A 14,638-nucleotide genomic window follows, 5' to 3' on the forward strand; every position below is an offset into this window, starting at 1 on the left:
TTAGTTCAAAACGGAAATTCGATTTTAAATGAATATCGTCCATCGGCACCAATTGAAATTGATACTCTTTTGGCCCCCGTGTTTGTTTTAAACTGCTGGCATCATAAAAACTTAACAGTTTGTTTTCGACATCACACGGCAAAGCGCCCTTTTTCAATTTTATGTAGTTGTACACCCACTGTGTTTTCTGATCGGGCTGTGCATCGTATCTTTCCTGCAAACCGCCTTTTTGCGAAAGGAGCAGTTCGTAGTTAAAATGGGTTTTTGGATGCGTATTTTGTATAATTCCACGGATTTCGTAATCGCCCAAATTTCGGGCATATTGCAAGGCTTCAACGGTAATTGTTTTTCCAACCGGATTTTCGTTTTTAAAATATTTGCCGGCAAAATCTTCAGTTATAAAAACGGTGTTTGGTTTCGAGATTTCCGATAAATCGCCCATTTTGGCTTTTACCGAAAACATTTCAATAAAACTTTCATCTACCGACAAAATATCGTTTTGCTGAAGCGACTGGTCGTTCATTTTTATAGTTCCCACCGGGCAATGCGAAAACTGAGTGGCATTTTCAATTTCAGGAATTGTTGTTGTGGCGGTATGAATTATTCCCAAACTTCGTGCCCAGGGAGTTTCTTCCCTACCTTCGGGAATGGAAGTCACCCGGTAAATTCGGTTGTGATCGTCAAAATGTTTATCGAAACTCTTTTCGTTAGAAACATACAAAAACAGAATCAGAAACGAGACAATTCCGATTACCAAACCAATAACATTAATGGAGGAAAATGCTTTGTCATTTAAGATTCTCCGGGCGATTAATTTAATGTTGTACCAAATCATTTATCGTTGTTTTTAGTTGTATTATATGGTCTGAACCACGATTCACCTGATTTTTTCTCTGCCCTCTGCTCTTTGCTCTTACTCATATCTTAAACTTTCTATTGGATTCCTCTTAGCAGCTTTCCAGCTTTGCCGAGTGTTTCTTCCACCCCTAAATCCCCTGAAGGGGACTTTGAGGAAGCTCCGATTTGCGTTTTTCACAAATCCGTTTTATCTCTTTCATAACCAGGTCAATTTCATTTTCAATTTCTTCATTGGTAAACCGGATTACTTTCATACCCCAGTTTTCCAATTCACCCTCCCTGCCTATATCATATTCTTTTTGTTCTTTCGATTTATGAATTCCTCCATCAACTTCAAGAATTAATTTTAAAGGATGACAATAAAAGTCGGCTATAAATATGTCAATGGGATGTTGTGGACGAAATCTTAATCCAAGCATCTTTTTGCCTTTTAGTTTTGCCCATAACTTTAGTTCTGCCTGTGTCATATTTTTTCTTAGCATTTTTGCTTTTTCAAAAATGTGGGGTTTGGCATTGTAAAACATCGATACTTTATCACTTATACTCATGCTGTTTTCTTTAAGCCACTTTATTGTTTTTACCCCTAAATCCCCTGAAGGGGACTTCCGTTCTAACTGACTTTTTTCTATTTGTTTTCATCAATTTTTTATTATTAAAATTACTAAAATTCGAATTAATCAAGCCCATCTTTTCAAAGCCCCTTCAGGGGTTTGGGGTGAAATAGTTTTACTCATACCTCAAACTTTCCACAGGGTTCTTAGTTGCTGCTTTCCATGACTGAAATGAAACCGTCAGCAACGCAATTCCCAGCGCCAGCAAACCGGCTAGGGCAAAAATCCACCAACTTAAATCGGATTTATAGGCAAAATTTTCGAGCCATTTGTTCATGGCGTAATACGCAATGGGTGTGGCAATTACAAATGCCACTATCACCCATTTCACGAAATCCTTGTTCAGCATCGATAAAATTTCAGAAACGCGGGCGCCGTTCACTTTCCGGATACCGACTTCTTTGGTTCGTTGCTGACTGATTAAAAGCGAGAGCCCCAGCAATCCCATGGAACAAATAAAAACCGAAAGCAATGTAAATACCGATAAAAGCCGGGCCTGCAGTATTTCGGTTTTATACACCTGCCGGTACATGGTACTTACATGTTCGCAGTTAAAAGGATAAGCAGGAAAAATTTCATTCCAAACGGTTCGGATATCTTTAATCTCCTCTTGTCTTTTCCCGTCTTGGTAAGAAATCACAAAATTTATCATCCACAGGTTTTTTCGTTTAAACAATACCAGCGGACGCACTTTATTTTTGATACTCGAAAGATGAAAATCCTTAACTACGCCAACTATTTTTCCTTTCGGGATTTCAATTCCCTGAACCGGCGAAATGAGCTGAAATTGCTTGCCCACAATCGAATCCGGGTCTGAATAATTTAATTGAAACAAAGCTGCTTCGTTTATAATGTATTCGCCTGAACCTTCGTTGTCCTCGTACTTTTCCGAGAAATTGTTCCCGCTTAAAAAATTCAACTTAAAAAGATCAGCAAATGAAAAATCACAGGGGAACACACCCAGCCGTTCCCGGGAAGATTCTTCCTGTTGGTAACCTTCCATCTCAAACGGAAACATATCATTCGCCTCGCCACCCGGTGGTTCCAGCATGGCCGAAACCGATTCAACAGTTTGATATTTGAGTAACTCCGACTTAAAAAGATCAAATTTTTGTTGAATGCTGGCATGCACCGATTCAAAACAGATAACGTTGTCTTCCGTCACTCCCATCGAACTGCTCAATGCATAATTGGTTTGCCGCGAAATAACCAGTACGGCGGCAATCAAAACAATGGTAAAAGTGTATTGAAAAACAATGATGCCCTTGTTCGTGGCAATGCTACTGGTTTTCAGCGCAACGTATTTTCCGACACCGGAATTTAACCTGCCAGATTTTCGTTTGAGTACGGGCTGGATTCCTGAGAAAATTCCCATCAAACTGAATAGAAAAACAACTGCAACTATCAGCAGAAAATTTCCATCCATCAGATTAAGATTAAAACTGTTTTTAATGATGGATTGAACCGGAATGGAGAAAATTATAAAAAGCAGAATAGAAAGAGAAACGACGATCAAACTTTCTGTAAGAAAATACTTTAGGTTCGTATTTTTTGAAGACCCCAAAACCCGGTTAACTGCCATGAATTTGCTGCTGAAACCCGCCATTCCAAGGTTAAGGCTGGCGTAGTTGCTCATTGAAATCAGCAACAAAATGAGCGCTGCAATGGCAAGCACATAAATGTTGGTGATGTTTCCGTTGGTTTCAATCTCGCGCAATTTATAAGAGTGCAAATGAATATCGGTAATCTTCTGCAAATAAGCTGTCGTCTGAATTTCTTCGATGGTTTGCTCCGAATTATTTGCCAGAAACTGCGGGTATTGTTTGGTCATATTTTCAGGATTGGCATTTTCGGACAGAAGCAGGTAACTCCATGCCCAGCCCTGAATCTCTCCCTGAACGGGAGTAACAATAAAATCGGGATGAAAATGGCTGTTTTGCGGAAAATCCTTCATTACGCCTTTGATGGTGAAATCCTGTTTTTCGCCATTAAACTGACCGGGAGGAAGTGACATGATTTGCCCGACGGGATTGGAATTCCCGAATATCTTTTTGGCAAACGATTCTGAAACAACCATCACGCCGGGATCATCGAGAATTATTTCACGATTTCCTATTAACAGCTCAGCATCAAAAATTTCAAAAAAAGTACTGTCGCATATAAAAGCCTGGTTCACGTTGTAATATTTTTGATCGTGCAACATTATACTTTCCCTCAAAGGAGTCAGCCTCGCATAATTTTCAATTTCAGGAAAGTATGCTGCCAATTCCGGAATTTGTTCCGAGTTGGGAATCCGGGCAAAATGGCTGTCTGCCAAAAAATTGGGATTTGTGAAAGTTAACCGGTAAATCCTGTCTGCATGTTTGTGCCAGGTATCGTACGAAAGTTCATTTTTCAGGAACAGCGCAATAAACAATATACCACTTAACCCGAGGGCCAGTCCCAAAACTTTTATAAAATTCAGGAAGGGCCTTTTTCGAATGTTTCTGAATACAAATTTTAGCAGCATATTGTTGGTTTTTAGATGGTTCTACACCTGAAAATCTTCCTCGATGACACCGTCGATGAGTTTTACAATGCGGGTTCCGTAACCGGCATATTTTTCATTGTGCGTTACCTGAATAATTGTCATTCCCTCTTCGTTCAGTTTTTTCAACAGTTTCATAATCATTTCGCCCTGCTCCGAATGCAGGTTGCCTGTAGGTTCGTCGGCCAGCAGCAGTTTAGGATTCCCGATTATAGCGCGTGCAATGGCTACCAGTTGTTGTTGCCCGCCTGAAAGCTGACTGGGAAACAAATCTTTTTTGGCCACAATATTGAACCGGTCGAGCAGGTCGGCCACCAGTGCTTTTCGTTCTTTTCCTTTCACACCACGATAAACCAACGGTGTTTCAATGTTTTCATATACATTCAACTCATCAATAAGGTGGAAAGCCTGGAAAATAAAACCGATGTGGCTGCGGTGGTACTGCACTTTTTGCTTCTCTTTTATTTTGTGAGCCGGCTCATCCCAAAAATAATACTCACCCGCACTGGGTTCATCCAGCAAACCAATGATGTTTAGAATTGTGGATTTCCCGGCGCCACTGGGACCCATAATCGTCACGAATTCACCCTGTTTCACTTCGAGTTTGATTCCTTTCAAGACAAACGTACGCTGAAATTTTGCGTCATAGTACTTGTCGATGTTCTTTATTTGTATCATAATTTAAAGTTTTTGTTTACATTTTTTAGTTTGTTTCGCCAAGAGCAAAGTGCATAGAGCTTGGTGATTCCCTATGCTCTCTGCTTTATTATTCATACCTTAAACTTTCTACCGGATTCCTCGTAGCTGCCCGCCAGCTTTGCCAGCTCACCGTCAGCAACGCAATTCCCAGCGCCAGCAAACCGGCCAGGGCAAAAATCCACCAGCTCAGTTCTGTTTTGTACGCAAAGTTTTCGAGCCATTTATTCATCGCGTAGTACGCAATGGGTGTGGCAATTAAAATGGAAAAAACCACACCTTTCATAAAATCTTTATTTAGCAACGACAAAATTTCCCATGTTCGGGCGCCATTCACCTTACGGATGCCGATTTCCTTTGTTCGTGCTGCTGATCCCATAATTACAACGCCCAGTAACGACAACACCGAAATAATAATCGCCATAAAACTAAAGAGAATAAAGCAACGGTTAAACTGAATATGCGATTGATATTGAGCATTGAAAAAATCGTCCAGAAAAAAGTATTCAAAATAACTGTCTTTAAAATATTTCTGATATTCAGTCTTTACCGTTGAAATCAGTTCAACCGGGTTTTCCCCCCGTATTTTAAGAAAAAGGAAGTATCCAAACTGATCGGGATTAAAAATAGTGGGTACAACTTCCTGGTCAAGAGAGTTCTGAAAATACCCGTCAACCACACCAACGATTTCACCCATGTCATTTCCATTATCGGAATCAATTAAAGTTTTACCCAATAAATCGGTATAATTTGATGCTCCCAGGGCCAACGCAGCCTGCTTATTCAGGATAATATGACGGGAGCCTCCTTCCCAGTTGGTTTCGTCAGGTAAAAACGATCTTCCGGCGAGAAGTTTCACCTGGAAGAAATCAAAAAATTCGGGAGCAACATTTGACTGGTATAACTGATCGCTTAGTTTGTCATTGCCTTTAATGGCAATCCCCCCTTTTACCCACCCGTTTTTTTCTCCGGGGGTAACCGTAGAATACGTTGTTTCCGTGATTCCCGGAATTTGTTTTATACTTTCTTCAAATTGTTTTTGTGCGGCGTTATACTTTCCATCAACGGGTCGTTTTACGGTTAAAACCTGATCCATATTCATTGACAAAGCTGAACCCTGCATATAATGAATTTGTTTTATTGCAACAAAGGTGCTGGCAATTAAAAAGATGGCTATACTGAATTGAATGACCAAAACCAGATTCTTCGGCTTTTTATGATTAATATTTTGTATTTTATTCTGAACTAATAATACCGGACTGATTTTTACAAATCTTAAACTCATTGATATTCCAACAACAACACTTATGAATATAATTGCAATAAAAGAGTAAAGGATTATTTGAAAATCAAGAGCCCACTCCAAAGAGTAATCCAACCGAAGGTAATTTTTCAGTGCAGGGAATGAAACAGATAACAGCAGATATGCCAAAACCAGGCTAATAAAACCTGTAACGAGAGTTTCGGTAATAAAGTCTTTGATAAACGATTGCCATGAAGCTCCGTTTATTTTACGTATTCCAAAACTTCTGATTTTCTTTTTTAGCAGCGATTCGTAAATGTTGGAATAATTTAACCAGGCACTCAGCAGAATAAAAAGGGCAATAATTAGTAAGGCCATTTGGTAAATGTAATTTCCATTTATTTCATGTTCAAAACGATAGTTTGAATGAAGATGGATATCCCTTATATTTTGAAGGTGGTATTCAATTGGAAAATCTAATTTTAATCCTTTGGATTCAAGAAATTGGATCGCTAAATCTGTTATTTTGGCTGATATCACTTCCGGGTCACTTCCTTCACGAAGTAGAAAATAAGTGTTGGTATTATTGCAGGTATAACAATACGAAGGGTTTATCAAACTCGACAATGAAATAACCATGTCAAATTTTATATGCGAATTGGGTGGCACATCTTTTACCACACCCTGAACAAGCAATGGAGTTTTGCCCGGGTTAACCCGGTAAATGGTTTTTCCAACCGGATTTTCATTGCCAAAGTATTTGCGGGCTGTCGATTCAGTAATTACAGCAACGTTCGGCGCTCTCAGGAAATCAGGTTTCGAACCCGATATAACAGGATAAGAAAACAAATCAAAAAAGGAGCTGTCCGCAAAAAATACCCTTACTTCTTTGAATATTTCTTCTTTTACCTGCAGAAATTGAGTTGACTTTTTGCAGCGGAGAAAGTTCTCAATCTCCGGAATATTTTCCATGGCAATTTGCCCAACCATGTAATTGTTTCCAACGCTTTTATCGAGGCCTGTTGTATAATGTCTGTAAAAAACTACACGATGAATACGCTCGTTATTATTCAAAAAAGAGTCGTAACTATTCTCAAACCGAATATATTGTGAAATGATTAAGATTGCTGCGATTCCAATGGCTAAACCAACGATATTAATTCCATTTATTGCTTTGTTTTTGAAAAGTTCCCTGAAAATAATTTTGATATTTTTTAAAATCATAATAGTTCGGTTTTTCAGTTGAATGTTAAATAATCAACAAAGATGCCTTTATTGTAAAGCTCTGTAAATATACAAGATATAATGAACTCGAACTGTCTAGCTATTTTTCACGAACTGTCTAATTTTTTGATTGCATTCAATAACTCATGTTTTTTATTTTCTTACCCTACTCATACCTCAAAGCTTCCACCGGATTTCGTGTGGCCGCCCGCCAGCTTTGCCAGCTCACTGTCAGCAACGCAATTCCCAACGCCAGCAATCCGGACAACGCAAATATCCACCAGCTCAGTTCGGTTTTGTAAGCGAAGTTTTCGAGCCATTTATTCATGGCATAGTACGCAACAGGCGTTGCAATAATAAATGCAAATACTACCCATTTTACAAAATCTTTGTTCAGCATCGACAGAATTTCGGTAATCCTGGCGCCGGTTACCTTGCGGATGCCGATCTCCTTTGTGCGGTTTCCGATGGTAAATTTGGCCAGCGCATAAAGTCCAATACTTGAGATTAATATAATCAACAGCGAAAAAGTGTTTACCAGACGGCTGAAAATGTGAAACTTACTGTATTGTGAGGCATAATACTGGTCGTTAAAACTAAAATCGAACGGTTGCGACGGACAATTTTTTTTCCACGTATCTGCACATAAACTGATTATTTTATCTTCCAAAGATGAGCTGTATTTTACGGAAATATAATCACCGTATTCCACAAAATGGTACATGGTGGGTTGCACCGGCTCTTCCAGAGAATGATGATTGAAGTCTTCCACCACGCCAACAATCATACGTTTGTCGTTGTCGGCTTCTCCCAATATCAGTTCCCGTTGTACACATTCGGAAGGGTTGTCGAACCCCAGCATTTCAGCCGCTTTTCTGTTGATGATTACGGATTGGGGCGGATTTATTCCTTTTTCATAAAAATTTCTGCCGGCCAGCAGCGGTATCTGGTAAATGCTGAAATAGTTCTCGTTTACATCGATAAAGCTGCATTTAATTCCTTTTTCGGGAGCTGTACCAACCGGGTAAATACCGCCAATAACGTTGGAATAATTGCCTCCCGGCACCGATGAGGAGACCGAAACATCTACGATTCCGGGCAGTTGACCCATTTCTTCTGAAAAAGCTTTTTGCGACTGAAGAAATGCATCTTCGTTGGTTAACGATTTTATGGTAATGATATTTTCCAGTGCCAGCTCGTTTTGTTTGGCCTGTAAAAAATTGATTTGTTTGATTATGAGTATTGTGGTAATGATAAATACAATGGAAACTACAAACTGAAAAACAACAAATGCATTTCGTAATGAAAATGATTTACCGAAGGTGCTTCCTTTCCCTGTTTTAACAAGTTTATTAGACGGGAATAATGTGGAAGCCGAAATGATCCCTGAAACGATGGCGATTGTGTAGCTGACTGCGATGATTATGAGCCATTTTTCGATGCTTAAAGCCTGTAGTTTAACCGCATAGAACTCCCCCAAAACCGGGGTGAATATTTTTAAAAGAAGAAATGCCCCGGCAATGGCCAGCGTATTTAATAGAACAGCATCAAACACAGCATCAAAAATCTGCAACGCTTTTGTTCCGCCCAAAACTTTTTTAATATGAATGGACAACAATTGCTTTTTGGTTTGCGATGTTGCTATATTGAGGTAATTTATCCACGCAATTAAAAGGATAAAAACGGCGATGGTGCCCAAGGTAAAAATGGATGACAAGTTGCTTCTCCGGCCAATTTCGTGCCTGAGGTTCGATTTCAGATGGATACTTTCAACGGGTTGAAGTGTAAACTCCCGTGTCATCTCGTCGTTGGAGAGGTTGTATTTATCCACTACTCTTTTTAGTTGTTGGTTTACTGACTGAAGGTCGGCCGCCGGATTCAGTTTTACAAAGGTGTTAAACGAGTTCCACCCCCAACCGTTGGTTGCATCGCTGTTGCTTTTTTCGAGCGTTGGGTATGAAAGGAGACAATCAAAATCGAGGTACGAATTTTCGGGCCAGTCTTCAATCACTCCGGTAATCGTAAATTCGTCAAAACCAAAGATGCTGTTGCAGGAAAAATGCCTGTCCAAAACATTTTCGGTTCCAAAATATTTCAGTCCGAATGATTTTGTTACCACTGCCGTGCGGATTTGGCTCAAAGCTTCCTCTTTGTTTCCGGCTGTGAAATCGGATGAAAAGAGATCAAAAAAAGAATTATCAGCATAAAACAGATTGTTGTGTGAATAATTGGTTGGTTCATTCCCTTTTAAAATTGTAATTACACTGTTGGAAAGTGGTTTTACTCTTGCAAAATCTGTAATGTCATTGATTTCCCGTTGCAGGGCAGGGCCTGTGGCTGGCGGACAACCGGCGCTTTCATCCACCAGGTTTTTGTAAATCCGGGTATTCTGAACCCTGTAAATATGGGTGTAATCTTTATGAAACCTATCGAAACTGAGTTCGAAGGAGGTAACATAAAAAATTACAATAAACACGGTAAGTGCAATGGTTAAACCCACCAGATTGATCAGATTTTTTTGTTCCGGCTTAAAAAACCTTCTGAGTTTGTATTTAATTAATGCCTTTATCATACTTTCTCTTTTTATTTGTTGTTATTCATAACTTCAGCGCTTTCACCCCGGCCGGGATTTTGTCACTCATACCTCAACGCCTCCACCGGGTTCCTTGTAGCTGCTTTCCACGACTGAAACGAAACTGTCAGCAGTGCAATTCCCAAAGCCAGCAATCCAGCCAGTACAAAAATCCACCAACTTAGTTCGGTTTTGTAAGCAAAGTGTTCGAGCCATTTATGCATGAGGTACCAAGTCATCGGGATTGAAATTACAAAAGCAATAGCAATCCATTTTATAAAGTTTGTATTGAGCATAATCATTACTTCGGAAATTTTCGCACCATTTACTTTGCGGATACCGATTTCTTTAATTTTCTGGTTGGCGATAAAAGAAATTAATCCGTAGAGGCCAAGCGAAGCGATTAAAATGGCAACGAATGCAAACAACCGGATAAGTTTAAACGTATTTGTTTGCCCGGTATAAAATCCTGCTATTTTTTTGTCAAGGAAATTATAATTAAAAATGGCTTCAGGAAAAATATCATCCCACTCTTCTTTTATCTTTTGAATCGTATTGGTATATCCAGCTAAACTGGCAGAAACCGGGTTTATTTTTACTGCCATTTCTTTAATATTAAAAGGCACATTGCTTAATATAACATAATCCAATTTATATTGAAGCGACTGAGAATGAAAATCGTCAACTATGCCAACAATTGTAAATTCCATTTCGTTTCTTCCATAATGAAAAATTTCTCCTATTGCTTTATTCGGGTCGTCAAATCCCAAAAGTTGGGTTAGTTTCAGGTTTACAATTGCCTCTCCTGAATTTTTTCCTTCACTGCAATTTCTACCGGCAATTAATTTAAGGTTATAAAGTTCAAGATAGTTTTCGTCTATCGTTTTTAAATTGCCCATATATGAATCCTTATCCAGTGTAGGATAGTTAATGCTGTTGGTAACACTCCAGTCGGCCATTGGGCTTGTTGATTCAAAGCTTATTTTCTTTATTTCAGGATATTTTAAAAGTTTGGACTTTAATACATCCAGTTTACTTGAAGCCGCATCAGGTAAAGGAACAATGAGAACAGCTGCCTTATCAAATCCTACATCAACATTAAAGAAATATTGTATTTGTTTTTGCATCACCAGCGTTCCGGTTATCAAAATCAGGGAGATAACAAACTGACCTATGACAAGGATTCGCCTGACTGAAATTGAATTTGAGTCGTTTTTTGCAGTAAGCGAATTTTTTAAATTCCCGACAGGTTTCATCCCTGCCATAATAATGGATGGATAAATGCCTGAAATGATTCCGATGATAAATGCTGAGATAATGAGAAAAAGAATAGTCCCCGGACTTTTCAGGATTTCGAGGTTTAGCCGGTAGCCAAGTATATCTTTGAGATAGACAAATAAAAAGTGTGCGACGGCTACCCCAATCAATGCTGCAATATAGGAAATGAATATGGTTTCACCCATAAACTGGGAAATGAGTTGGAATTTGCTTACGCCGGTAATTTTTCGTACGCCAATTTCCTTAAATCTTTTCGACGATTGTGCGGTAGATAAATTGATAAAGTTAACTGATGCCATGCCAATGACGAATAACCCGATAAAACCAAGTATAAACAAAGATTTTTCGGGAACACGCCGTTGACCGTAGTTTCCGGCATCACCCGAATGAAGTTCGGAGAAGGGTTGCAAAACGAATTTTTGTTTGACTTGCGATTCTCTGCCAATGTATTTGGCAGAAAAAGAAACAAGCTGGTGGTCGAAATTTACCGGTGAAATCCCGTCCGGTAATAACAGGTAACAGTTGGTGGCAGAATTGTATTCCTGCCAGTCGGTACCATTGTTGAAATAGGGGTTTGAAGCTGTCTGGCTTTTGTAATCGGCAATAATTGTAAAAGGCAAATCGGTATTTTTAGGAGTATCAGCAATTACACCGGTTACGGTAAACGTTTTTTGGTTATTTATAGTTATCGATTTACCCAACGCATTACCTACATCTTCTGTATTTAAATTAAAGTATTTCCGGGTCAATGACGAAGTAATTACAACGCTTCCTGCATTTGATAACGCATTTTGAGGATTTCCGGCCAGAAAATCGAAATCAAATATTTCAAAAATCTCCGGTTCAGCATAAGCCAGCCCGGTATTCTCCTGATATCTGTCAAAGGTTTCGTTGCTGTTTTGAATGGCAATCTGACCCTTTTCGGCATAAAATGTCATGACCGCATTCACTCCTGGAAAATCATTTCGAATAGCCTCACCGACTGGGTGTACCTGTGACTCAGCATATATTATCCCTTCTCCGGGAGGCTCCAGCTGACTTATCAGCCGGTAGATATTTGAATAATTTTTGTGGTACTTGTCGAATCCCGATTCGTAACTGATTATTTTGTAAATAACCAGCCCACAGGCAATTCCGATGGCAAGTCCAACAATATTGATGGACGCATAAACCCTGTTCCGGGTTAACTGGCGCCAGGTTGTTTTAAAAAAGTTTGTGCCCATTTGTTCTCTGTTTTATGTTTCTGTTCATATCACTCTGTTTCTGCTTTACTTTATTCATACCGCAAGGCTTCAACAGGATTCCTCGTTGCTGCCCGCCAACTCTGCCAACTTACTGTCAGCAACGCAATTCCCAGCGCCAGCAACCCGGCCAGGGCAAAAATCCACCAACTCAGTTCGGTTTTGTAGGCGAAGTTTTCGAGCCACTTATTCATGGCGTAATATGCAACGGGCATTCCAATCAGATAGGCAACAACTACCCATCTTAAAAAATTTGAATTCAGCAGCGTTAGAATTTCTGCGGTTTTGGCGCCATTCACTTTTCGTATTCCAATTTCTTTTATCCGTCGGCGACTGGTATGGAATGAAACTGCAAACAATCCAATCATCGATAAAAACACGCTGATTGCGCAACATGCACCAATCAGTTTTGCGTAATTGGTATTCTCACGGTGCATCCATTTGTAACGGTCGCCAACTGACTCCATATTTACCGGATAATCGGTTATCAGTTTATCCCAGATTTTTGAAATATCAGCCCTTACCTGGGCAGTCTGATTGGCTGCAGGTTTTACCATCAGGTAAAATCCATTGGTTCCGTAAGTAATGTAACCGGGTCCAACATTTTTCTTTAAACTGCTGTAATGAAAATCTTCTGAAATACCTACGACAACCGTATTCTCAGTTCCGGGAAGAATTTTCCCAATCAAATCCTGGTCACGGAAAAGCCGGGCAAGCGACTGATTAATAATACACTTATTCTGGTTCGATTCGGCATGTTTCGAAAAATTATTTCCTTCAATAATTTGAACTCCCAAAACCCTGCTAAAGTTTTCATCGCCCACAAACACAGCCGGAGTATATTCCTTTTCTTCCCCATTAACGCTATAGTGCAACAATAACATAAAATGCTCGAGAACCGGTGAAGCATTCGCTATTGAAACCATTTCAAGCGACGACTGCTTTTGCAACTCATTTTTAAATAATGCCGCCTGGTTTTTATACTGACCGGGAATTTTAACTTCTATCACATCCCTTTCAATTCCAATATCTTTATGAGTAATATAATTTATCTGTTTGATAATTATTATCGAACCAATTATTAATGCCACAGACACTGCCAACTGTGAAATATTTAAAGCCGGAATCTGCATTTTTGCTTTTGAATGAAACCTGCCGGGTTTTAAAGATTCTGCCCTGACGCGATTATCGATACGCATAAACGAGAAAATTGCGGTTGCCAATAATATTAAAGCCGGAATTCCTGTCAGCAATAAAATATTTTCAATGCTGAATAACCAGTCTGTTGTAATATTTGCAGACACCAGGTTGTTAAAAAACGGCGTACCCCACACGAGCAGAACAATGCTCAACACAAATCCAATAGCAAGCAGAAAAAAGGTTTCAACCAAAAACTCTGAAACGAGGTTGATTTTGGAGCCCCCGTTTACACGACGAATTGAATGCTCACCAACTTTCTCGAGTAATCGGTTGTTTATGAGTCCCAAATAGTTAAAAACCGCTACTCCCAATATCATCAGTCCAATTACCAGGGCAATATATAAATCTGATTTATCGCGGTAATCTTCGATGGTCTGGTGCCGCGAAGTATCGAAATAGGCTGCTTTAAAGTTTTTCAGGTAATGCGTTCCTGGCGTGCCGTCAAGAACGGATGGAATCGTTTCTTTGTTTTGAGCAAATTTTGATTCCAGTTCCGGAACCTTTGCATTTTCTGCCAGCAACAAATAAACACGGGCATCTTCGTTCCCGATTGATCGTACTAATTCGAAATTCAACTGCGTACTTTCTGCCGGTTTTTTAAATACACCGGAAACAATCATCTCTTCCTTTCCATCCCGATGGTGAAAAGTAAGATGTTCGCCGACTACGTCTGTTTTGCCAAAATATTTCTGTGCCAGTTCGTCAGAAATCACGACATCCTGTTCGGTCTCAAGCACTTTTTGAGGATTTCCATATAAAAGCTGATAAGAGAAAAAGTTGAAAAAGTTGGGAGAAGTTCCAATCGCTCTCTTCCCGTCAAAGTAATCCTGATTACCTGCCGTTACTTTCTGGGGCGATACATTCCGAATCCGGCAGAAATCCTCCACTTCGGCAAAATTATCATTAATATATTCCGCTGCCCCTTCGCGGATAAAATAAGTTTTTTGGCCTTCACCAAACGGGTCGTCGGCCTGAAGCGCATAAATCCTGTTCTTATTCTTTTGAAAACTTTCGGCATTGAATTCCCGGGTTACAAATGTTGCAATCAGGTTCATGCAGGCAATGCCGATTGCCAGGCTTACAATGATGATTGAAGAATTCAGACGATGTCTGATTAAGTTTCGTAGTACGGTTTTAAAATTCATAATCTCAGTTTTTCATTTCTGCTTTCCAGTTCTTCCTTTTTAG

General features: G+C 39.5%; 8 protein-coding genes. All 8 read right to left on the reverse strand.

All coding sequences use genetic code 11. From position 1 onward, the window contains the following. On the reverse strand, positions 1-835 hold an 835-nt coding region (locus tag ACESMA_RS16880; protein WP_372950032.1), incomplete at its 3' end, for an ABC transporter permease. Between the two features lie 151 nt (positions 836-986). Further along, positions 987-1,406 carry an endonuclease domain-containing protein gene (locus ACESMA_RS16885; protein WP_372950033.1) on the reverse strand — a complete coding sequence of 140 codons (420 nt, stop codon included), beginning with the start codon at positions 1,404-1,406 and terminating at the stop codon, positions 987-989. A 178-nt stretch (positions 1,407-1,584) separates the two neighbouring features. Further along, a complete protein-coding gene (locus ACESMA_RS16890) occupies positions 1,585-3,978 on the reverse strand; it encodes an ABC transporter permease (RefSeq protein WP_372950034.1) in 2,394 nt (797 codons plus the stop codon). 21 nt (positions 3,979-3,999) lie between these two features. After that, the gene (locus ACESMA_RS16895) at positions 4,000-4,674 is read right to left on the reverse strand and encodes an ABC transporter ATP-binding protein (RefSeq protein WP_372950035.1); all 675 of its coding nucleotides are present in this window, start codon (positions 4,672-4,674) and stop codon (positions 4,000-4,002) included. Positions 4,675-4,762: 88 nt separating this feature from the next. Then, complete coding sequence (locus ACESMA_RS16900; RefSeq protein WP_372950036.1) at positions 4,763-7,159, reverse strand: ABC transporter permease; 2,397 nt, start codon at positions 7,157-7,159, stop codon at positions 4,763-4,765. 166 nt (positions 7,160-7,325) lie between these two features. Further along, on the reverse strand, positions 7,326-9,731 hold the full coding sequence (locus ACESMA_RS16905) for an ABC transporter permease (RefSeq protein WP_372950037.1): 2,406 nt from the start codon (positions 9,729-9,731) through the stop codon (positions 7,326-7,328). A gap of 62 nt (positions 9,732-9,793) precedes the next feature. Further along, complete coding sequence (locus tag ACESMA_RS16910; protein ID WP_372950038.1) at positions 9,794-12,232, reverse strand: ABC transporter permease; 2,439 nt, start codon at positions 12,230-12,232, stop codon at positions 9,794-9,796. A 50-nt stretch (positions 12,233-12,282) separates the two neighbouring features. Further along, on the reverse strand, positions 12,283-14,595 hold the full coding sequence (locus tag ACESMA_RS16915; protein WP_372950039.1) for an ABC transporter permease: 2,313 nt from the start codon (positions 14,593-14,595) through the stop codon (positions 12,283-12,285). Positions 14,596-14,638: the final 43 nt, after the last annotated feature.

The organism is Mariniphaga sp. (assembly GCF_041687215.1).
In the GTDB taxonomy this organism is placed as follows: Bacteria; Bacteroidota; Bacteroidia; order Bacteroidales; family Prolixibacteraceae; genus Mariniphaga.

What these genes read in the sequence shown, in the direction of transcription:
- ACESMA_RS16910 (WP_372950038.1), bottom strand. Translation starts at nt 12,232, where the DNA reads ATGGGCACAAACTTTTTTAAAACAACCTGGCGCCAGTTAACCCGGAAC.
- ACESMA_RS16895 (WP_372950035.1), bottom strand. Translation starts at nt 4,674, where the DNA reads ATGATACAAATAAAGAACATCGACAAGTACTATGACGCAAAATTTCAG.
- ACESMA_RS16905 (WP_372950037.1), bottom strand. Translation starts at nt 9,731, where the DNA reads ATGATAAAGGCATTAATTAAATACAAACTCAGAAGGTTTTTTAAGCCG.
- ACESMA_RS16890 (WP_372950034.1), bottom strand. Translation starts at nt 3,978, where the DNA reads ATGCTGCTAAAATTTGTATTCAGAAACATTCGAAAAAGGCCCTTCCTG.
- ACESMA_RS16900 (WP_372950036.1), bottom strand. Translation starts at nt 7,159, where the DNA reads ATGATTTTAAAAAATATCAAAATTATTTTCAGGGAACTTTTCAAAAAC.
- ACESMA_RS16915 (WP_372950039.1), bottom strand. Translation starts at nt 14,595, where the DNA reads ATGAATTTTAAAACCGTACTACGAAACTTAATCAGACATCGTCTGAAT.
- ACESMA_RS16885 (WP_372950033.1), bottom strand. Translation starts at nt 1,406, where the DNA reads ATGAGTATAAGTGATAAAGTATCGATGTTTTACAATGCCAAACCCCAC.